Origin of the sequence: Pseudomonas sp. So3.2b (assembly GCF_019464415.1) — a bacterium.
In the GTDB taxonomy this organism is placed as follows: domain Bacteria; phylum Pseudomonadota; class Gammaproteobacteria; order Pseudomonadales; family Pseudomonadaceae; genus Aquipseudomonas; species Aquipseudomonas shahriarae.
In genome coordinates this window covers 2806054-2826466 of the sequence record NZ_CP080494.1, presented here as the reverse complement: position 1 = coordinate 2826466, position 20413 = coordinate 2806054, and the positions used below count along the sequence as shown (strand labels likewise).

The 20413-nt window shown below is 58.0% G+C and carries 16 protein-coding genes, 1 tRNA gene and 2 pseudogenes; 9 read left to right on the top strand and 10 right to left on the bottom strand.

Annotated features, from left to right (window positions below; translation table 11 throughout):
• Window positions 1–5: 5 nt before the first annotated feature.
• From K1X80_RS12535 to K1X80_RS12515, 5 genes are read right to left on the bottom strand one after another with little or no spacing between them, the layout of a single operon-like run.
• Complete coding sequence (locus K1X80_RS12535) at window positions 6–1625, bottom strand: ABC transporter substrate-binding protein (RefSeq protein WP_220172928.1); 1620 nt, start codon at window positions 1623–1625, stop codon at window positions 6–8.
• Between the two features lie 29 nt (window positions 1626–1654).
• Complete coding sequence (locus K1X80_RS12530; RefSeq protein WP_057959799.1) at window positions 1655–2581, bottom strand: ABC transporter permease; 927 nt, start codon at window positions 2579–2581, stop codon at window positions 1655–1657.
• Window positions 2582–3430, bottom strand: a complete 849-nt coding sequence (locus K1X80_RS12525; RefSeq protein ID WP_120732765.1) for an ABC transporter permease — start codon at window positions 3428–3430, stop codon at window positions 2582–2584.
• Complete coding sequence (locus tag K1X80_RS12520; RefSeq protein WP_057959801.1) at window positions 3427–4020, bottom strand: ANTAR domain-containing response regulator; 594 nt, start codon at window positions 4018–4020, stop codon at window positions 3427–3429. The genes K1X80_RS12525 and K1X80_RS12520 overlap by 4 nt, the downstream gene beginning before the upstream one ends.
• Window positions 4017–5156 carry a transporter substrate-binding protein gene (locus K1X80_RS12515; protein ID WP_057959802.1) on the bottom strand — a complete coding sequence of 380 codons (1140 nt, stop codon included), beginning with the start codon at window positions 5154–5156 and terminating at the stop codon, window positions 4017–4019. Before K1X80_RS12515 ends, K1X80_RS12520 begins: the two co-directional genes overlap by 4 nt.
• A 1142-nt stretch (window positions 5157–6298) precedes the next feature.
• Here K1X80_RS12515 and K1X80_RS12510 point away from each other — a divergent pair.
• The 5 genes from K1X80_RS12510 to K1X80_RS12490 all read left to right on the top strand — a co-directional run bounded on the left by K1X80_RS12510 (window position 6299) and on the right by K1X80_RS12490 (window position 12995).
• The gene (locus K1X80_RS12510; RefSeq protein ID WP_258571558.1) at window positions 6299–6763 is read left to right on the top strand and encodes a hypothetical protein; all 465 of its coding nucleotides are present in this window, start codon (window positions 6299–6301) and stop codon (window positions 6761–6763) included.
• Between the two features lie 277 nt (window positions 6764–7040).
• Window positions 7041–7877: an MliC family protein gene (locus K1X80_RS12505; RefSeq protein ID WP_057959803.1), complete on the top strand. Its 837-nt coding sequence runs from the start codon at window positions 7041–7043 to the stop codon at window positions 7875–7877.
• Between the two features lie 1068 nt (window positions 7878–8945).
• Window positions 8946–9431: a sigma-70 family RNA polymerase sigma factor gene (locus K1X80_RS12500; RefSeq protein WP_057959804.1), complete on the top strand. Its 486-nt coding sequence runs from the start codon at window positions 8946–8948 to the stop codon at window positions 9429–9431.
• Window positions 9428–10369: a FecR domain-containing protein gene (locus tag K1X80_RS12495; RefSeq protein ID WP_057959805.1), complete on the top strand. Its 942-nt coding sequence runs from the start codon at window positions 9428–9430 to the stop codon at window positions 10367–10369. The genes K1X80_RS12500 and K1X80_RS12495 overlap by 4 nt, the downstream gene beginning before the upstream one ends.
• Window positions 10370–10469: 100 nt before the next feature.
• Complete coding sequence (locus K1X80_RS12490; protein WP_216312478.1) at window positions 10470–12995, top strand: TonB-dependent receptor; 2526 nt, start codon at window positions 10470–10472, stop codon at window positions 12993–12995.
• Window positions 12996–13295: 300 nt separating this feature from the next.
• On the opposite strand, the gene K1X80_RS12485 is transcribed toward K1X80_RS12490, so the two are convergent.
• Window positions 13296–13565 (bottom strand): hypothetical protein, encoded by a 270-nt coding sequence (locus tag K1X80_RS12485; RefSeq protein WP_220172926.1) that lies wholly within the window; start codon window positions 13563–13565, stop codon window positions 13296–13298.
• A 302-nt stretch (window positions 13566–13867) separates the two neighbouring features.
• On the opposite strand from K1X80_RS12485, the gene K1X80_RS12480 reads away from it, so the two are divergent.
• Complete coding sequence (locus tag K1X80_RS12480) at window positions 13868–14308, top strand: hypothetical protein (protein WP_120732757.1); 441 nt, start codon at window positions 13868–13870, stop codon at window positions 14306–14308.
• A 57-nt stretch (window positions 14309–14365) separates the two neighbouring features.
• Entirely contained in the window at window positions 14366–15256 is an 891-nt protein-coding gene (locus tag K1X80_RS12475; protein WP_115128044.1) for a tetratricopeptide repeat protein, read from the top strand.
• A 191-nt stretch (window positions 15257–15447) separates the two neighbouring features.
• On the opposite strand, the gene K1X80_RS12470 is transcribed toward K1X80_RS12475, so the two are convergent.
• Both K1X80_RS12470 and K1X80_RS12465 read right to left on the bottom strand, forming a co-directional pair.
• The gene (locus tag K1X80_RS12470; protein WP_169990500.1) at window positions 15448–15960 is read right to left on the bottom strand and encodes a lysis system i-spanin subunit Rz; all 513 of its coding nucleotides are present in this window, start codon (window positions 15958–15960) and stop codon (window positions 15448–15450) included.
• Window positions 15960–16088, bottom strand: a pseudogene (locus tag K1X80_RS12465) (cell wall hydrolase); the annotation flags it as partial. The pseudogene K1X80_RS12465 and the gene K1X80_RS12470, both read right to left, overlap by 1 nt.
• A 337-nt stretch (window positions 16089–16425) precedes the next feature.
• Here K1X80_RS12465 and K1X80_RS12455 point away from each other — a divergent pair.
• A pseudogene (locus K1X80_RS12455) lies at window positions 16426–16686 on the top strand (integrase); the annotation flags it as partial.
• Between the two features lie 100 nt (window positions 16687–16786).
• On the opposite strand, the gene K1X80_RS12450 reads toward K1X80_RS12455, so the two are convergent.
• Window positions 16787–16860, bottom strand: a tRNA-Cys gene (locus K1X80_RS12450).
• Between the two features lie 229 nt (window positions 16861–17089).
• Window positions 17090–18814: a gamma-glutamyltransferase gene (gene ggt / locus K1X80_RS12445; protein WP_057959811.1), complete on the bottom strand. Its 1725-nt coding sequence runs from the start codon at window positions 18812–18814 to the stop codon at window positions 17090–17092.
• A gap of 143 nt (window positions 18815–18957) precedes the next feature.
• On the opposite strand from ggt, the gene K1X80_RS12440 reads away from it, so the two are divergent.
• A complete protein-coding gene (locus K1X80_RS12440; protein WP_220172925.1) occupies window positions 18958–20244 on the top strand; it encodes an MFS transporter in 1287 nt (428 codons plus the stop codon).
• Window positions 20245–20413: the final 169 nt, after the last annotated feature.

The following is a 20413-nucleotide window of genomic DNA, read 5'->3' as shown; positions in this document are numbered from 1 at the left end:
GCGCGTTACTTGAGGTAGATGTAGTCGTAGTTGACCGGCACGTGAACCGGGTCGACGTACAGCGAATCGGAGCCGCCCATGCGCGCAGAACGCGCGGTGAAGCGCTGCTCGTTGAAGATTGGCACCCACGGCGCGTCAGCCATCACGTCGATGAAGATTTTCTTCCACAGCGCGATGCGCTCGGCTTGTTGCTCCGGCTTGGCCATGCTGTCGGCTTTGGCCGCCAGTGCATCCAGCGTCTTGTTGCAATACAGTGCCCAGTTCCAGCCGCCGTCAATCGCACCGCCGCAGCCCAGGATCGGCCCGTAGAAGTTCGACGGGTCCGGGAAGTCGGCAATCCAGGCCATGCCACCTGACCACACCATCGGTGCCTGATCCTTGGAACTGCCGGCTGCAATCACGTTGGCTTGTGCCAGGGATTTGATCTGCGCCCGGATACCGACCTTGGCCAGGTCTTGCTGGATGGCTTGGGCGATACGCGGTTGCGGATCGGTGTTCATCACGTACAGTTCGGTGTCAAAGCCCTTGGCGAAACCGGCGTCTGCCAGCAGTTTTTTCGCCGCCTCGACGTCGTAGGCATAGCCTTTATAGTCCTTGTCGTAGCCCGGCATGGCCGGCGGCAGCGGCTGGTTGGCCGGGACCGCACGACCATTGATGATGCGCACGATACGATCCTTGCTGATCGCCATGTTCACTGCCTGGCGTACCTTGAGGTTGTCGAACGGCGGCATCGTGGTTTTCAGGGTCAGGTAGCCGGTTTGCAACTGGTCACCGGTCACCACCAGGTGCTTGAACTTTGGATCGTTCTTGAATTCCAGGAACTTGGCGGGCGGCACACCGTCACCGGCGATGTCGACTTCACCCTTTTGCAAGCGCAGCAGGGCGACCATCGGGTCCTGGCCCACTTCAAAGGTGATGCTGTCCAGGTGCGGCAGGCCAGCCTTGAAATAGTTGGGGTTTTTCTTGAAGACAATCTGTTGTCCAAGCTTCCACTGCTCCAGGCTGTAGGCACCCGTACCGACCGGATGCTTGCCGAAATCGGCGCCCCACTTCTCGACTTCTTCCTTGGGCACCACAGAGGAGAAGTTGATCGCCATCACATGCAGGAACGTCGCACTCGCCTCCTTGAGGGTGATCTTGACGGTGTAGTCGTCCACCACTTCAATGCCCGACAAGTGTTCGGCCTTTTGGGTGCTCATTTCGTCATAGCCCACGATCGGGCTGAAGAAGCCGGCGCCCGGGCTCTGGGTTTTCGGGTTGACGGTGCGCTCCAGGGAGTACTTGACGTCGCTGGCCTTGAGCTCGCGACCGTTCTGGAACTTCACGCCTTTACGCAAGGTGAAGGTGTAGACCGTGCCGTCATCGGAGATGGTGTAGTCCGATGCCAGGTCCTTGACCAGCTCCGTGGTTCCGGGCTTGTAGTCCATCAGGCTATCGAACAGGCTTTTGATCATCGACCAGTTCTGCCAGTCGTAGCCAATGGCGGGGTCAAGTGTGGCCACGTCGTTCTGATAGGTAATGACTGCGGCGCCACCGTCTTTTGCGTTTGGATCGAAGTCATCGGCCAGAAGATTCCCGGCGAACAATGCAGCCGCGATGGCCAAGGATAATGCTTTGCGATTCATGCTCCAGCCCCTTACCTATGATGTGTTTTTTAGTGTTTTTGGATGTCGATGCGCGGATCGACCCATGGGATCACCAGGTCTGCGACCAGATTGCCCAGCACGATGGCGACCGCTGAAACCGTGGTCACGCCGACAATCACCGGAATGTCCACCTGCTGAATGGCTTGCCACGTCAACTGGCCGATTCCCGGCCAGCCAAAGACCGACTCGACCACCACCAGCCCACCCATGAAGATGCCGATATCGATGCCGATCATCGGGATCACCGGCACAATGGCGTTGGGGAGTACATGCCGCAGAACCACGCGCACCCGGCTCAGGCCCTTGGCCCGGGCGGTGCGAATGAAGTCCTGATGCAACACCTCGATCATCGAGGAGCGCACCATGCGCGAATACCAGCCGCTGCCGAGAATCCCCAGGGTCAGCGCCGGCAGCAGCAGATGCTCGAACCCGCCATAGCCCCCTAGTGGAAACCAGCCCAGTTTTACGGCGAAGAAGTACAGGAAGAGCATCGCAGCGATGAATTGCGGGGCTGACACGCCGATGAACGAGAGCGCCATAAGCGCCTTGTCGGCCCAACTGTCGCGCCGCAACGCCGCGATCACACCCAGGCTGATGCCGATCAGCAATTCGAAACCAATACCGGCAGCCATCAACTCAAGCGATGGCCGCAGGCGCGAGCCGATCAACTCGGTCACCGGGCTGCGCTGGATATAGGAGCGCCCCAGATCACCTTGCACCAGGTTGCCCAGGTAGTTGGCGTACTGCCGATAGAACGGCAAATCCAGGCCCAACTGCGTACGAATCCCCGCCACCACTTCCGGTGTGGCACTGCGCCCGGCAATCTGGCGCGCAGGGTCGGCAGGCAGCATGAACAGCAACAGATAGGTGATGAAGGTCACGCCGAGCAAAATCAGCAACGAATAGCCGATGCGACGAGTGATGAAGGCGAACATTCAGCTTCTCCCTTGCAGGGTAGGATCGAGTTCATCGCGCAGGGCATCACCGACCAGGTTGAAAGCCAGCGACAGCAGGACAATCGCGATACCGGGGAAGAACACCAACCATGGCGCGGAGGTGAAATAGGTCTGGCTTTCAAAAATGATGTTGCCCCAACTTGGCGTTGGCGGCTGGACCCCCACTCCCAGGTACGACAGGGTGGCTTCGAGCAGCACCGTGGTCGAAATACCCAGGGTCGCCCATACCAGAATCGTCGGCAGCAAATGGGGCAGCAGGTGCGAAAACAGGATGCGCAGCGAGCTCGCGCCCAAGGTCCTCTCCACCGCCACGAAGTCACGGGCACTCAAGGCGATGGTCTCGGAGTAGATCACCCGGGCAATCTGCACCCAGTTGACCATGGCGATGACCAACGCAACGATCCACACGCTGGGTTGGAAAATCGCCGACAACGCAATCGCCAACAGCAGCGCCGGGAACGCCATCATCAAGTCGGTAAAGCGCATCAGCGTGCTGCCGATCCAGCCCCGCAGAAAACCTGCGCTCAAGCCCACCAAGGTGCCGATCAGCACGGCCAGGCCGTTGGCAAGCAGGCCGATGAACAGTGAGGTACGTGCGCCGTAGATCAGGCGCGACAGCAAGTCGCGACCCAGCAGGTCAGTGCCCAGCCAATACGGCATATCTGGCGGTAGCGGCGCGCCCTCCATTGACAGGCCTTCGACAAATTGTTCGGACGGATCGTGAGGGCTCATCCACGGTGCAAACAGCGCCAACAGCACCACGATGACGATGTACAACAACGACAACGCCACCGCGGGCCGGCGAATCAAGGCGCGCAACACTTTCATTGGCACGCCCCGCCTTGCTGAAGATAATCGGCGGCCATGTCCGCACACAGGTCATCCAGGCTGCGATTAAGGTGCATCGACAGGCTGCGCAGGCGCTCATAAGCCTCGCGCTCGTCAATCTTGTGCTCAACCATCAACCGCGCCAATGCCTGGGCCAGCAGAGGTCGCGCATCGAGGCGCTGGCGCAGCGCTTCGAGGGTTCGCGCATCACTGTCCAATCGCTCACGCAAACTGATCGCCATCATCAGCGTGGTGTAGACAGAGCCCTGGGTAATCGGTTTGTTCAACAAGGCGGTCGCCCCCAGTTCGATGGCGCGCTGGATCTGCGACAGGGTTTCGTGGGGCGTCAACGCCACGATTGGCACACCGGTGCTATTAAGCCGTTGCAGGGTGGCGGGACTGGCGAAGTGCTCCAGATCGACCACGGCGGCAAAGCAGCCTTCAAGCGAATCCAGCGCGTCTTCAAACAGCGCCTGCGGCGTGATGCCCAGGCGTTGCAGGCTTTTCTGCAGACTGGCCAACGTACGCGGTTCGCAGTCAACCAACAGCAACCGACCACTTTCGAAGTCCGGGCGTTTGAGCAGGCTCATTTGACGATCCTCAGGCGGGGCGCTGGCGCAATCGTGCGCAGGCGTTGGAATTCACTCAGGTCAGTGGCAGTCAGGTAAGGATCGGCTGGCAACGATTGCGCTTCACTGTGCAGTACGACAAAGCGCCCTTCGCGCAATTCGGCGATATGGCAAGGCTGGCTGCAGTGATTGTTGTGCGCAGAAATGTTTAACGTGCCGAGCACACTGTGCTGGGGGTGTTCGTAGAGGTAGTTGCAAATGAGCTCGGGATCGTCGCTGCCACACTGGTCCAAGGCCTTTGCAAACAAGTGCAAGGCGACGTACATCCCGGTGTAAAAATGCGACAACGGGTACAGTCCATGTTGGCGGCGTTGCTGCTGGCTGAAAGCCCGGTCTACATCCTCAAAAAATGGGCCGCACGACAACAGGCGCAGGCTCCGCATGACGCCGACTTCAGGCAGCTCGGCTTCCGTCAGGTTGCAGCTCAACACCGGTAGATTCAAGCCGACGGCAAGACACGCCGCGTCCAATTGCTGCAAGAAGACGTAGGAGGACTCACCGACTAGATTATTGAGCACAAACGCCGGTTTTTCAGTTATCAGGGTCTGGATAAGCTCACTGAAGCGAGTCGTGCCCAAATGCACGTACTTTTCCAGAAGCACAGTGCCGCCTGCGACATCGAGCACTTCCCGTGCGACGCGGTTACTTTCCCAACCCCAGATGTAATTCGAACCGATCAACGCAGCGCAAGAACCAAACGCCTGCAAGGCATACCTCAACAACGGGATCAACGTCTGATTCGGACACCCGCCCAGATAAAGGACGTTCTCACTGCTTTCAAAACCTTCATACGGACAGGCGTACCACAACAGGCTCCCGTTCTGCTCGAGGTCCGGAATGATTTCCTTGCGGCTGGCCGAGGTCGTCGCACCAAAAATATGCCGAACCCCGGCCTGCATCAATTGAACAGCGCCTTCGCTGTAACTGTGCAAGAAGCCCTGCGGATTGATATGGGTAACTTGTAAGGTAAATGGGTAATCGGGATTGGCATTGATTTCCTGCAGTGCGTGTGTGGCCCCTGCCAGAGCATTCCGGCCTATGCACTGGTAAGTCCCATCGATAGAGAGCAAGAGTCCGACATCGATTGTGTGGCGCATTTATTCACTCCAAAAAAAAACCTGATAGACCAGTGGACTGGTCGATCAGGCTTCATTACCTGGCGCTTGGGCGCATGATGTAGGCAAGACTTAAAGGCCGGGGCCTGGCTTACTCGTTTATTTCTCTATGGAAAAAGTGTGCCAAATTGGTTTTTTGCTGAAAATCGGCCTTATCCGCAATGCTCATGACAGCCAGCGCACCGGTCTGAGCCGTAGCACTGTATTTTGCACCTAAGAGGTGCACATCAAATGTGAGGTTTTTGACGGGAACACTGCCCGCTTTATGAATGGGTGTGTAACGTAAATTCCCAGGTCGCCGACCTTGGAAACTGACAAACCTCAATAGCCGGTGTGACGCAACGTAATAAAGGGCACGCTGATGTAGTACGCGCGGCGTAGCAGAAGCGAACCGCCCTTGTATCAATCGGGTGTGGGTTCCATCTAAGACGAAGAACACTAAAAATTAACGCTTCAAGCTAGGGTTAGCAAAGTCAGTTACGGAAGCGATCGTCAAATCTTAGGCAATAAAAAACCCGTGGACCGTTGATCTACAGGGCTTTCAAGATGCGAGCGCTGACGCCATCATCGATGTTCCTCCGGATGTCCTCAAAGCAGTGAATGTCGGTCTCGGTGATTCTTTGAGCATTGAGCGGGTCGACGAATCGATAGTGCTAAATCCAGTCAGTGAGGTTGACGCGAAGACCTAAGGCCGACGCTGTTGAACACGTCTGTTTTCCCAAATCACCAGAAAACCGCTAGCTAAAAGCACGTTTTTTGTACACGGTTATGTAAAGCCCAAGCCCAAATACCTGTGCGGCGACGCCGGGTTTAAATCTCATGCGCGTGCTTTTCTGCCGTGAAAACCACATCCGACTTTTTCAATAATATCGGCCAAAAGCAGGCTGCCATATAAAGTGCGCCTGTGCCTTCGCTGGCTCGAAGCTGATGGGCGATGAGTTTGCTAATCCGCTCAAGTACTTGCTGGCATTGCGATGCGCTATCCTAATCAACTCGTTAAACAAGGAAGAATAATGTGCTCGTCGTCATTTCTGTCGTATCTCAAACTCCCGGCTGTTCTGCTGATTACCTGTCTTACAACCGCTTGTTCCAACTACCACTACAAGGATTACCAAGGCGATTGGATGCCGGACTTGATGACGCCATATGACCTGTCCAATGACACGGCCAATGCGCCGGTGGTGTATTTCGCCACCACCCGCTTTCGCGGACTGGGAATAAAATTCCATCGACTGTTGCTGGCCACGCATGTGGACGACCAACTGCTAGAGGGCGCCGGGCGGCGCTCGATCCTCGACGTTTCCGGCAAGCAGGCACTGCGCTTGACCCCGGGCAAGCACTCGTTGAGCTGGTGTTGGGTCTCGATGAATGCCTTGGGTACCGGTGGCGCGAAGTGCGGCTTCGGTGCGCGCGATGTGGAGTTCCGTGCAGGCCAGCGATATGTCGTGGACTTCACCACTCGCGACGACATCAATGGGCCTCCTGGGCGTCAGGTCTCGACCATTACTATCGAATCCGAGATTCGAAATCTGGATACCCATGAAGTGATCTACCCGCTGAAAGGTATTGCAAAGCTGGAGAAGGAATAACGATTGCGACGATCACCGTCACAAACTGAGTTGGTCGGTGATCGGAAGCTACGTGGCAGAGAACAGCTTCCGACTGAATGTTGCCCTTAGCGAGAGACTGCAAACGGCCCAAAGCAGCTGCTCTACAAGGCCTGCTATCGACCCTTCACGGCAGGACATGCCGGCCAAGAACGGCCCTAGGACTTCAATTAAATCGGATATGATTACCCGAACGTTGGAGGCATGAATCAGGCTTAGGTCGGTGCCTGGCAACTGCTTAAATCAAAAGGGAGCCCGCATGAGCAAATATCTGGTTTTGTTGTTGGTTGGCGCCGCAGGCGTTGCTCAGGCTCAATCGGCGTGCACTTACCCATGGTATCAATCGATCGATAAGATACTGCATACAACTGACGGACAAGGGCATGGGCCGGATATAGGCTCCGATGAATGGAAATCGGTGATCGAATTCAAATTAGGGGTTCGCGATGGGGCAGATGTCCCTGAACGAAGTTCCGATCAGTGGTGCCAATACATTGATCAGCATATCAATGGGAAGCAGGCGACCGGGGGCAGTACGGGGAAATCGTCGATAGTCAATGTGACACTTGGCCCTTCTTACGATTGCGCCAAGGTGAAGCCTGGTGCTATCGAAGCGATGATATGTGAGGACAAGGTGTTATCCGCGCTCGATCGCAATCTGTCGGAAGTATATGCCAGCGCGAGAATCAAGGCCGGCAACGAGCACCCACCCCAGCTTAAAGCAGAACAACGTGGATGGATAAAGGGTCGCGACGACTGCTGGAAGAGTGATGACGTCCGTGCATGCGTGCGCATGGAGTACCAGCGCCGCATCGCCGAGTTGCAAGCACGGTACCGATTGGTACCGGGAACCGGGCATGTCTATTACGAATGCGAAGGCAACCCTGCCAGCGAGGTTGCTGTCATGTTCTTTAAAACCGATCCGCCGACATTAATCGCCGAGCGTGGCGACAGCGTATCGCTCATGTACCAGCAGCCAAGTGACAGTGGCGTAAAGTACCTTGGACGCAATGAAACGCTTTGGGAACATCAGGCCGAAACTATAATTACTTGGGGATACGGGGCGCCCGAATTACATTGCAAAAGAAAGCTTTGAGCAACGACCCAGTCAGCTGGGTAATTGCATTTTGGCGAAGGCTAGTAAGTGGCCGGAGGTGGCGTTCGTGAACGGATTCAAACGGTCCAGAGTGTGTAAAAACGCATATGGACTCGCGGTGACGGTTACGCACCGGTTCGAAGACTGAGCCGCCCCGGGCTTCGTAGACGCCCTTGGTGTCCGTTTTTGGCGGTTAGTGGATGTTTAGTCTCCTTAGTCTCGAGCACAACCCCATGTCCAATCGAGGAGAGGCATAGCGATAACGGCGTCTTAAATTTCTCGAAAGACGGCAGGGTTGCGAAAGCGATCCGAAAAATTGCGGAAGCGATGACCAAATGGCAGACAATAAAAAACCCCGTAGACGTTAATCTACGGGGCTTTCAAGAATGGAGACCGAGGTCGGAATCGAACCGGCGTAGGCCGATTTGCAATCCGATCTGGAAACGTAAGCGGGCTGTGACCTGTAGAGATATTTACTTCCGAAACCAGCACAAAAAATCCCCTCTGGAGACCGCGTAGAATGCGGTCTATCTTCTTTATTTGGGAACTGATTTGCCCCTCCCCTAGCGTCCTGCCGACCGAACACAACCCACCACCAAGCAACCCAACTGCTACGCTGTTCACTCCAAGGAGGAACACCGATGCCGAACTCAGACCTGCTCCCTTACTTGGTGCACCGTCGCCCAGATCGCCTGAAATAGAAGGAGGCGCAGACGGAGGATCACTGGACCCAGGTCGAAGAGCTTGGGTGAGCCTGACTGGCGGCCATGGTGCTGATCGGATTCATGAGACCACTACACACTCTTTCAGGCGTGGATGGCGTCACCCAGTACCTAACCGAGCCAGAGCAGAAACGATGCGGGCCCCCTTCCCTATGCAGGACGATGAAGCAATACCGAGGGCATGGCAGCGTCCCCCACCTATCCGCGTACTTAAATCGGCACCTTCTACTGCATTGCAAACCTTCCTCGCCTGCTTATAATTAAGATCAATTCTTATCCGCATCTTGTAACTAGGAAGATCTAGGTGTCCTACCCTCAGTCTCCCGAATCCTCCCCCCAGGATGATATGCATGCGCTCTATCGCGACCACAGCCAATGGCTTCAGGGCTGGATTCGTCGGCGCCTAGGTGATGCAGATCGTGCCGCGGATATCACCCAGGACACGTTCTTGCGCCTGATCAGCAGCGCACTGCGCCAGCCATTGAGAGAGCCGCGCAGCTTCCTGGCCACGGTGGCCCGAAGGGTGATGATCGACCAATTGCGCCGACGCAACCTGGAGCAGGCCTACCTTGAGTTTCTGGGCAGCCAGCCGCTCCTCGAGGAGTGCTCCCCCGAACAGCGCCTACTGATGCTGGAAACCCTGATGCAACTGGATGCCATGCTCGACGGCCTGGGCCAGAAAGTGCGAGATACCTTCCTGTACGTACAGCTCGATGGCCTGAGCTACCCTGAGGTCGCGCAGCGCCTCGGGGTGTCCGTCAGCTCGGTGACCAAGTACATGGCCAAGGCGACAGAGCGGTGCCTGCTGTTCGCTTTCGATGCGCAACTATGAATCCTTCCGATCAACGCAAAGCCCTGCGCGAGGCGGCGCAATGGCATGCGCGCCTCCACGCGGCGCGTGACTGTGCGGATAACCGCAGGCAGTGGCAGGTCTGGCTCGATCAGTCGCCGTTGCACAGTTGGGCGTGGGAGCGCCTTGAGCGGTTGCAAGCAGATCTTGCCGGTGTTCCCGGTCCGCTGGCACGGCACACCCTTGTCGCAGGCCATGGGGAACTGGGGCGGCGTACGCTACTCAAGGGCCTGGTGCTGGGTCTTGGCGTTTCAGGGGCTGTCTGGACGGGTTATCGCCACTCGCCGGTTTGGTTGGCCGACGTGCGCACCGTCAAGGGCGAACGCCGCAGCCTGACCTTGGAGGACGGTACGCGGCTGACGCTCAATACAGATTCTGCCGTCGATATCCGCTACAGCGCAGACCAGCGGCTGATAGAACTGGTCGAGGGAGAGATTGCCGTTTACACCGCTAGCGACCCACGCCCGTTGCGCGTGCACACGGTGCATGGCCGAATGCGCGCCCTCGGTACCCGCTTCAACGTGCGCCTGCATGCAGACCGCACAGAGCTGATCGTCATCGAACACGCTGTCGCGGTGCACAACGCCGCAAGCGAACACGAAGTGCGGGTCGATGCTGGCATGGCCCTGACCTTCAACAGCGGGCCGCTATCCGAGCCCCGTGCGGCTGACCTTGCTAGCACTGAGTGGCGCGAAGGTCAGTTGGTGTTGGACGGCTGGCCGCTGCGCCGCGCTCTGGCCGAACTCCAGCGTTACCGCCCGGGCGTGTTGAGCTGTAGTGACGATGTGGCGCAGCTGCGTCTCGCCGGGGTGTACCCGTTGGATGACACCGACCGCGCACTGGTGGCAATCGCCGGGGCGCTAAAGCTGAAGGTCAATACCTGGACGCGCTATTGGGTCAGGCTCACCCCGGCCGCTTAAACAAAACGAATGAAAAAAATTCTCAGTTGCATTGTTGGATTGGCCACTCTCGTACGAGCTCTTCTGAAAACCGCCCAAACAGGCATTTTAAGGAGCTGTCATGTCTAGAGCGACAATCTACCCACACGCGCGCCGAAAACACCTCACCCCCCTGCTGCTTGGCAGCGCCATAGCGCTGCAGGTCGGGATGCTGGCCCCGCTGCTGTCAACGGATGCCCAGGCCCATGCCGAACAGGTCAGCCGCGTTTACGACATTCCCCCGGGGCCGTTGGTAGCAACCTTGAACCGCTTCGCCCGCGAGGCCGGGGTGCTGCTGTCGTTTGATGCGACGCTGACCCAGGGACAACAGAGTCGCGGGCTAAAAGGTCGCTTCAGCACCGAGCAGGGGTTTGCCCAACTGCTGGCTGGTAGCGGGCTGGAAGCTCTGCTGGTGGGTAACAATTGGGTGCTTGCGCCTCAGGCGCAGGCCGGTTCAGCGCTGCAACTGGATGCAACCAGCATCACCGGCCAAAGCTTGAGCGTCACCACAGAAGGCAGTGGTTCCTACACCACCGGCGCAACTGCCGCCGCCACACGCCTGGACCTGAGCCTGCGCAAGACTCCACAGTCAATCAGCGTAGTGACACGCCAGCAGATGGACGACCAGAACCTGCAAAGTGTTTCCGATGTCCTGAAGCAAACCCCTGGCATCACCGTCAACCAGGAAAGCTCCGAGGCCTTCACTTTCTATTCGCGCGGTTTCAAGCTGGATAACTTCCAGTTCGATGGCGTGCCCAGCCTGTCCTCGGACGGCGGCTCATTGCGCGACAACTACAGTATCGGCAACAGCCTGATCTATGACCGAGTCGAAGTGCTCAAGGGTGCGACCGGCCTGGTCAACGGCTCCGGCAATCCTTCGGGGGTCATCAACCTGGTGCGCAAGCGCCCGACTGCCGAGGCGCAGGGCCATATCAGTGTCGGCGCAGGCTCCTGGGATAAATACCAGGCCGATTTTGACTTCGCCGGGCCGTTGACCGACAGCGGCAATATCCGTGGCCGCATGGTCGCGGGTACGCAGTCGCAGCGCAGTTATGTCGATTACCTGACCGGCGAACAAAATACCTTCTACGGTGTGCTGGAAGCCGACTTGAGCGAGAAAACCCTGCTCACACTCGGCCATGACGTACAGAAAAACTATGACAACGGCAGCACCACCGGTGCCCTGCCCGCGTTCTTTATGGATGGCCGCAGGGCCAAGTTCGATCGTGACACCAACGCTGCCGATCGCTGGACCTGGCGCAATCAGGAAACCCAGCGCACTTTCGTGGAGTTGGCCCACAGCTTCGACAACGACTGGGTCCTCAAGGGGGTCGCCAGCAGCCGCGACTACCGTTCGAGGGAGCTGATCTCGGGCATCAGCAGTGAGGCCATTCAGGCCGACGCAAGCATCTCCCACGGCTTCATCGCCGGCAACGTCGACCGCGCCAGCGGCTATGTGAACAACAGCGGCACCGCGAGCAAGTTCAACACTACCAGCAAGGAAAAAGGCCTGGACCTGTATGCCCGCGGCCCGTTTTCGCTGGGTGGTCGCATGCACGAAGCCGTATTCGGCTACAGCATCGCCCATACCGAATCCACGTCCAAGCGCCACGACGGGGTTACCAATGGCATCATCAACGATGTATTCCAATGGGATGGCTATGGCGATACACCGAGGGACTTCGAATGGTGGTCGACCTTCAATATCGAAGCACGGCAGAAAGTCGGGTTCGCGGCCACCATCCTTAAACCGACCGACGCGCTGGCAGTGATCCTGGGCGCCCGTATCGTCGACTACAAATGGGACATCGACACGATCAACGCCATCGGTCGCCGCCTTCCGGCCAGCGCCACCAACTCCAGCGAAGTCGTGCCTTATGCCGGTATCACCTACGATCTGGACGCCTACCACACGGCCTACGCCAGCTACACCGACATCTTCAAACCGCAGGCCTACAGCCTCGGCCCGGACGGTAAACCTATCGACCCACTCTCCGGCGAAAGTCATGAGGTCGGCATCAAGGGCGCCTACTTCGACAACCGCCTAAATGCCAGCATGGCGCTGTTCGAGCTCAAGCAGGACAACTTCGCCGTACCCACCGGCGGTAGCACACCGAGTGGTAGCAGTGCCTATCGAGCAGAGAAAAGCGTCACGACTCGCGGCGTCGAGCTGGAGGTGAACGGCGAACTGATGAATGACCTGCAGGTGATGGCAGGCTACACCTTTGCCGAGTCCCATAACGCGGATGACCGGCGCGTGGCCACCAACCAGCCGCAGCACCTGCTCAAGATGGCAACCAACTACCGCTTGCAGGGCGATTGGCACAAATTCACCGTGGGCGGCAATGCCTACTGGCAGAGTTCGACGTTCTTTAAGCCAAGCGACGAGGATTGGTACGAGATCAAAGACCCCACCGCCAAATTCGAGCAGAAGTCTTACGCACTGGTGGGGCTGGTTGGCGGCTATGATGTCACCCGCGACCTGAAGGCGACTCTCAACGTCAACAATCTGTTCGACAAGCACTACTACAGTGGTATTGGCAATTACGGCACAGTGTTCTGGGGGGCGCCGCGCAACGTGATGTTCAATGTGAAATACAGCTTCTAGGCGGTTTCTCGGTAGTACGCTTACCCCCTGGGCCAAGGCGCCGGGGGTACGACGAGTACGTTCAGGCCTGGGAAAATTTAGCTCAAGCGCTTGAGGCAACGCCGAAAACACTTTTGAATCGCCCCTTATTTCATCGACGCGTTCAATTGTCTGACTTTTGCCAATTAGCCTGTTCTGAATGACGGAAGCGGGTCATAAGCCGCCTGACCCGATCGGCGGCTTTTGGCCGAATGCGGCCCCTCATGACAGACAGCAATCAGCCAGAAGCGGTCATCTAAGTTGCGCGCTCTCCGGAATGACTTAGGCCTCGACGTTAAACCTGCTCAACAATGCGGCACCGTCAGTGACACCAAGAATCTGATCGATTGCAGCGATTTTAAAGCTTGCCTTGGCGATCTGAAAATCTGCGTTGTTGTATGCAGCCTCCGCCTCATTGTGGAGCGCATAGGCCATATGTGCCGCGACACGGACACTCATAGGAGCATCTACATCTCTGCCCAGGTAATCGGCAAGCAGTGTCCTGATCTCAAGCAGTGCGAGCACGAGTAGCTTGGTCTGGTCAGTCTGCATAAAGTGATCCCGGATTCTAAAAGCGAGAGTGCTAGTGGATTCGTGAGGTTACATAAAATCTTGGTCAGTCAAAAGCGGACGCTAATGAACGGAAATGCTTAACTATTAACCGATTAAAGACCTGATGCCCACAAATTCGTATCCTTAATGTAGAACTTGTCACTTTTCTCCTTTGCCCGTGTTGAGCTACTGGCACTCGGCTCAAGACTCGTGGATTACATACGACGAGGGACGGCCTGCGACAAAGGTGGCGTAAAAAATTTATCATTTGTATCGCCCACTTCTAGTTAGGTGTTGAGACTATGCGCATCCAAGATCATAAATTGGCGTGGCGCTGGACCGATCCAGCGTATGCCGTGTTGCCAAATAAAGTCCTCGCGCAAATGCACTCAGTGACCTCCGATGAGGCGAAGGCGTTGTATAAGCGGGCGCAAGGGTTCATGGGTAATCACGGCCTGAGCACCGAGCTACGTCCTGAAATGGTCAGCGCCGAAGAGGCCGCATCGGAGGCCGGTTCCAATTGGCTGAAGCAACATCAGCCACATTTAGAGCAGCCAGTATCGCTTTCTTGGGATTCAGAGACCGCGCTGCGTACAACCTGGGGAGTGTTCATTTCATACTGGCCGGAGTTCTGCTATCCGGCTTCAGACGATCTGGTCGTGTTTCCAGAGTCAGAGGCGTGGATGCTCTTGTACCATCATGAGCGTGAGTTTCACTTTGGTAGACGAGCCGCCAAAGCCTAACCAGTTGTTCCAACTGAGTACTCCGCCGCCGCTTTACTCCAACGCAGGATTCCACGCATGCATCACATGAAAAAGGCAATTGTTGTACTGGCAATCACGGGCCACATCGCAGGGTGCCAAACCTCCAGGCCGCCAAGCTCCTTTGAACAAACTCTGGCCAAAGTCCAATGCATACTTTTTGAGGGCGTAAAAAGCCCCACTGCAGAAGATGTTCAATACATTCGTAAAGCCAGCGATGACGGCAACGTGCGTTGTAAGATCGCGCTCGGCGGTTTGTACGAATCCGGCCGTGGCGGTCTGCCACAAGATTTTGGCAGGGCCAAATCGCTCTATGAATCCGTCGCTGCCGTAGATGGCGTCGGTAACGAGAGACTGGCGCGCATGGCCGAAGAGGGGCATGGGCAAGCACGCAACGACGTGGAAGCGCGACGGCTTTATCAGTTGGCGCTGACCAACAGCGACAGCGATAAAAGTAAACTCGCATTGGCCAGATTGATGGAGGAAGGCCGCGGTGGCCCGCAGGATTTGTTCGGGGCAATGATGTATTACGTGGAAGCCAGCCAACATTCCGGCGATGTAGCCTGGAAGGGCATTCAGCGGATCCGCTCTCAAGGGTTGGTGCTGACGGCTGCACAGACACAGCGCTACAACGACGTCTGGAGCGATACCAGCCGCAAGAGTCTAAACCGTACGACATTGGACATCGAGATTGCCTTGAACAAGCAATTCAAACGCGGCAGCGCCAGCAAACCGGTGACGCTGCAAGTGCAAGGCAAGCCGGGTTCAAATGTGCCGAAAATCGCATTGATAGAAAGCTCGGGCAACGCCGACGTAGACCAGGCCGTCGTCAAGGCATTCGGTAAATACCGCATTCCTGCCGAACCAACATTGCAAGCAGGCCAGGACTCCTGGTCTTCCGAGCGGTCCATCAAAGTCGGCTTGAATTGAAGCGCTAGCGCCGTTTGCCTAGACCGAAAAGGAGACGGATTTATTTGTTTCTTAAGTCCGCTGTCGCTTAAATGAACCCGCCTTCTTTTGCCTTTAGGTTGATGTCGCTCGCTTGTGTATGAAGCTGGAAAAGGCGTTCTGCGGGAAAGGGGCCGGGGTGGATGTTGACGCATAATGCCCGGCCGCTCCTTTTACTTCGCTGTAGAGACTTCTTTTGCGTAGGCCTGACAGGCTCGCCGCGCGATCAATCCTTGATCGCCGCTGTCGGTAATGGCAATAATTCGTTGAGCATGCGCTGGGTCAAGTTGGGCTCGACGGGCTGCATGAACCACGCCGACGCCGCCGGTGGTGGCAGGCACGTTGAAGCCACTGGCTGAATCCGTGGCCTCGAGAAGGACTGACAGCCGCACATCAGCAGTAGCAAGGCGGTCACGCAGGAGAGCCTGGCTGCGTTGAGCATCGGAAAGTTCTCGGGTGTGTTGTTGATCGGATGTGGCCAGCGTCTGCTCCAGGGCCATGCGCCTGCCCTGCTCGGCGCTCACCTGCTTGGCGGCGGCCGCGCTGACGGCAGCCAGCTCGCCCTGGCGCAGGCCGACCTGCTCGGACAACCTCTTGCCCGTGCGCCATTCCTGCACCTGCCAGGCGGAGCCGGCGGCGCTGGCCATCAGCACCATCAGCCCGGCCAGCTTCTGCACGGGCGTCATCACGGCACATCCTTGAAAAAAACGTGATGCCCGAAGCGCAACGTCTGCTTGGCCTTCGCCGCCCAGGCCGGAGCCTTGGGCATCGTGGTTGCGTAGTAGTGCGTGGCCCCGCCGGTTGGATCCGGTATTGATCAGCTCCGCTTCGCTCCGGACGCCATGGACGAAAAGATCAAGGCTGCCGAGGCAACGCCAAAACGCGAGGTTTGGCGAGTCTGTCGTGGCAGCGTATGCGTGGGCAACTACCCAGAGGATCAGTACGAAAAAGCAGCCGACCACCTGCTGCGCATCTTCAAACCGAAATTCATGGAAGAGGCAGCGGGCTACGTGAAGAAGCCCTACGGCACCGAGACGTTCCGCCGCGAACTGCCAAGCATCGAGATCAATGCGAGTTACCCAGTTCGAATACGATACCGAGTGGCTCCCCTCCAAATCCTAAACCACCTTCTGCTGCCCAGCGCAGCAAGAACGGGGATGCGCGTGTCTCAACAAATGCTGCGTAACAGGTGGGACGACGCCCGAGAAGCTGCTCGCTCCTTGGCCGCCAGTGAGGGACGAGTTGATGACGCGGAGAGGATCCAACAGTTTCAGTTCAAGGATATCCGACCGAAGGCGGCATCCGAAATTACTGATATCGCAGACGCCAACCTCCTGCTCGGGCACTCGGAGCAGGAGATCACCAAGCGCGTTTACCGGCGCATCGGTGCGGTCGCGCAGCCTTCAAAATGAGATAGTTTCGGAACTCCACCCTCTAAAGTTTCGGAACTCCAGCACTTTCCTACAGGCAATAAAAAACCCCGTAGACGTTAATCTACGGGGCTTTCAAGAGTGGAGGCCGAGGTCGGAATCGAACCGGCGTAGGCGGATTTGCAATCCGCTGCATAACCATTTTGCTACTCGGCCTCAAACGATCAATGCCCAAACCACTGACATTCACCGCATATAAACTTGAGTGGGCTATGTGAAGCTTGCCTCTACTCTATCTCATTGAAAACATTGAAGTTTTTTATGCTTCAGTGCGTTCGATGGCGGCAATTATGTACTGATTTGCCGGGGCTGGCAAGCCCTTGATTTCAAAAAATATTCTTCCGTGGAGCAGAACAGGGGCGGTTGGCCCCTGCTCTGCCTGGGCTTAGTAGCCCAGGGACAGTCCGGTATTGCGCCGTGGGTCGTTGGCGCCGTAGAAGCGGTTGTTGCCCACGGGCTTGCCGTCCAGGGACGGGGCGCCGACGAGGATGGCGGCCAGGTGGTTGGCGTCTTGGGGGCCGGCGAATTTATGGCCCCAGCTTTCGAGGATTTTCTGGGTGTCGGGGCTCAGGGCGAAGGTTTCGAGGTTGGTGGTGTCGGGCATCCATTGTTGGTGGAAACGTGGGGCGTTGACGGCTTCCTGGATGTTCATCTTGTAGTCGATGACGTTGAGGATGGTCAGCAAGGTGGCGGTGATGATGCGGCTGCCGCCGGGTGTGCCGATGACCATCACGGCCTTGCCGTCCTTGGTCACGATGGTCGGGCTCATGGACGACAGGGGCGCCTTGCCCGGGGCGATGGCGTTGGCTTCGCCCTGGACCAGCCCGTACATATTGGGCACGCCGACTTTGACGGTGAAGTCGTCCATTTCGTCGTTGAGGATGACCCCAGTCTTGCTGGCCATGACGCCGGCGCCGAACCAGTCGTTGAGGGTGTAGGTCACCGACACCGCGTTGCCCCATTTGTCGACGATGGAGTAATGGGTGGTGTTGCTGCCCTCATGGGGCGCAACGCCGGGTTTGATAGCCATGGAGTCGCCGGCTTTTTGCGGGTCGATGGCGGCGCGCAGTTTGGCCGCGTAGTCCTTGTCCAACAGGTGTTCCACCGGGTTCTGCACGAAGTCCGGGTCGCCCAAGTAACTGTTGCGGTCGACGTAGGCGTGGCGCATGGCTTCGATCTGGTAATGGGTGCCCTGGGCCGAGCCGTAGCCCAGTTCGGCCATGGGGTAACCTTCGAGGATGTTCATGATCTGGCAGATCACCAGGCCGCCCGAGCTCGGTGGTGGTGCCGAGACCACGTGGTAGCCACGGTAGTCGCACTCGATGGGTGCCAGCTCGCGGGTCTGGTATTTGTCCAGGTCGGCCTGGGCGATGATGCCCTTGCCGGCCTGGCTGGAGTCGACGATGGCCTTGGCCACCCAGCCTTTGTAGAAGCCATCGGTGCCCTTGGCGGAAATTTCCCGCAGGGTCCGGGCCAGGTCTTTTTGCACCAGCTTCTGCCCGACCTGCAGCGGCTCGCCTTTATTGAGAAAGATGCCACGCAGGTCCTGGTCTTTTTTGAACTCTTCGGTGGCGCTGTGCAGCATGTCGATATCGCCCTGGTCGAGGGCAAAGCCGTCTTCCGCGAGCTTGATCGCCGGTGCGATCACTTGGGCACGTTTGAGGGTGCCGTATTTGCTCAGGGCCAGTTCCATCCCGGAGACTGTGCCGGGCACGCCGACCGCCAGGTGGCCCTTGGCGCTGAGGCCGGGGACGACATTGCCGTCCTTGTCCAGGTACATGTCGGCAGTGGCCGCCAGCGGCGCTTTTTCACGGAAGTCGAGGAAGGTCTTGCGCCCGTCCGCCAGTTGCACGGTCATGAAACCACCGCCGCCGAGGTTGCCCGCAGCCGGGTAGACCACCGCCAGGGCGTACCCCACCGCCACTGCCGCGTCCACGGCGTTACCGCCAGCCTTCAGCACGTCCACCCCCACATGGGTGGCCAGATGCTGGGCCGTCACCACCATGCCGTTTTCGCCGGCCACCGGGGCCTGGGAGGCGGCCTGCACGCCACTGAATGTCAGGACCAGGGCCGTCGCTATCAAGGTTCGGGTAAGGGGTTGGTAGTTCATCCGTGGATACTCTGTTTATTAGAAGCATTAAACGTAGCTTCTTTCGCACGGCAACCCCAGTCAGGTGGCGCGTTTCAGACAGAGCGTGTCGGTGACGGAATGCTATATTCGCCCCGCCCTCCTCATTGCCCTGAGACACACCGATGCCCACGGTCGCCGACCCGATTCACGCGCTGTACCACAAGATCACCTGGAAGCTGATCCCGTTCCTGTGCTTCTGCTACCTGGCTGCCTACCTGGACCGCATCAACATCGGTTTTGCCAAGTTGCAGATGCAAGACCAGCTGCAGTTCAGCGAAACCGCGTTCGGCCTGGGCGCCGGCCTGTTTTTTGTCGGCTATATCCTGTTTGAAGTACCCAGCAACCTGATCCTGGAGCGCGTCGGCGCGCGGATCTGGATTGCGCGCATCATGATCACCTGGGGCCTGCTGTCGGCTTGCACGTTGCTGGTCACCTCCACCACGCAGTTCTATGTGCTGCGGTTTTTGCTGGGCGTCGCCGAAGCCGGGTTCCTGCCGGGGGTGTTGTATTACCTGACCACCTGGTTCCCCACCCATCGCCGGGGCCGGGTGATTGCGCTGTTCATGATCGGCCTGCCGCTGTCCAGTGTGATTGGCGGGCCGTTGTCCGGCTGGATCATGGGCCACTTCGACCAGATCGGTGGCCTGCGCGGCTGGCAGTGGCTGTTCCTGCTTGAAGCCCTGCCCAGCGTGCTGTTGGGGGCATTGGCGTTCTGGGCGTTGCCCAATACCTATCACCAGGCCAAATGGTTGTCAGCCGCCGAAAAGACCCTGCTGCAACAGCAGTTGCAGGCCGATGACAGCCAGGCCAGTCAAAGCCCACGGCGTTTTCGCGAAGGCTTCTTCAACCTCAAGGTGTGGATGCTTGGCGGGATCGACTTTTCGATCCTGCTCAGTGCCTACGCCATGGGTTTCTGGATGCCGACCCTGATCCGCAACGCGGGGATCAGCGACACCTTCCATATCGGCCTGCTCACCGCCCTGCCCAGTGTGGCCGCGCTGGCCGGCATGCTGCTGATCGGCGCCAGCTCCGACAAACACCGCGAGCGCCGTTGGCACATTATCGTGCCGTTTGTGGTGGGCGCCGTGGCCATGGCCGGCAGCACGTTCTTCACCCATAACGTGGTCGCCACCGTGGCCCTGTTTGCCGTGGCCTCGGCAGCAATCCTCGGCGCCGTACCGGTGTTTTTCAGCCTGCCGGCGACCTTCCTCACCGGCACCGCGGCGGCCACCGGCTTTGCCCTGGCCTGCTCCCTGGCGAATATCGCCGGGCTGGTCAGTAACTCGTTGATGGGCCTGGCGATAGATATCACCGGCAGCAGCGCCGGGGCCATGTGGTTCTTTGCCGCCAGCTTGCTGCTCAGTTGTTTGTTGGTGATTGCGTTGCCGGCGAAATTGGTCAACCGCTAGGAGCGAGCACGAAGCTATACACCCCTGTGGGAGCGGGCTTGCTCGCGAAAGCAGTGGGTCAGTCAACATCAATGCTTGCTGGGCCGACGTCTTCGCGGCGATGCGGCGATCCGACAAGCCCGCTCCCACATTTGATCTTCACTGCTTTGAGCATTGCGTTCGCTTAACT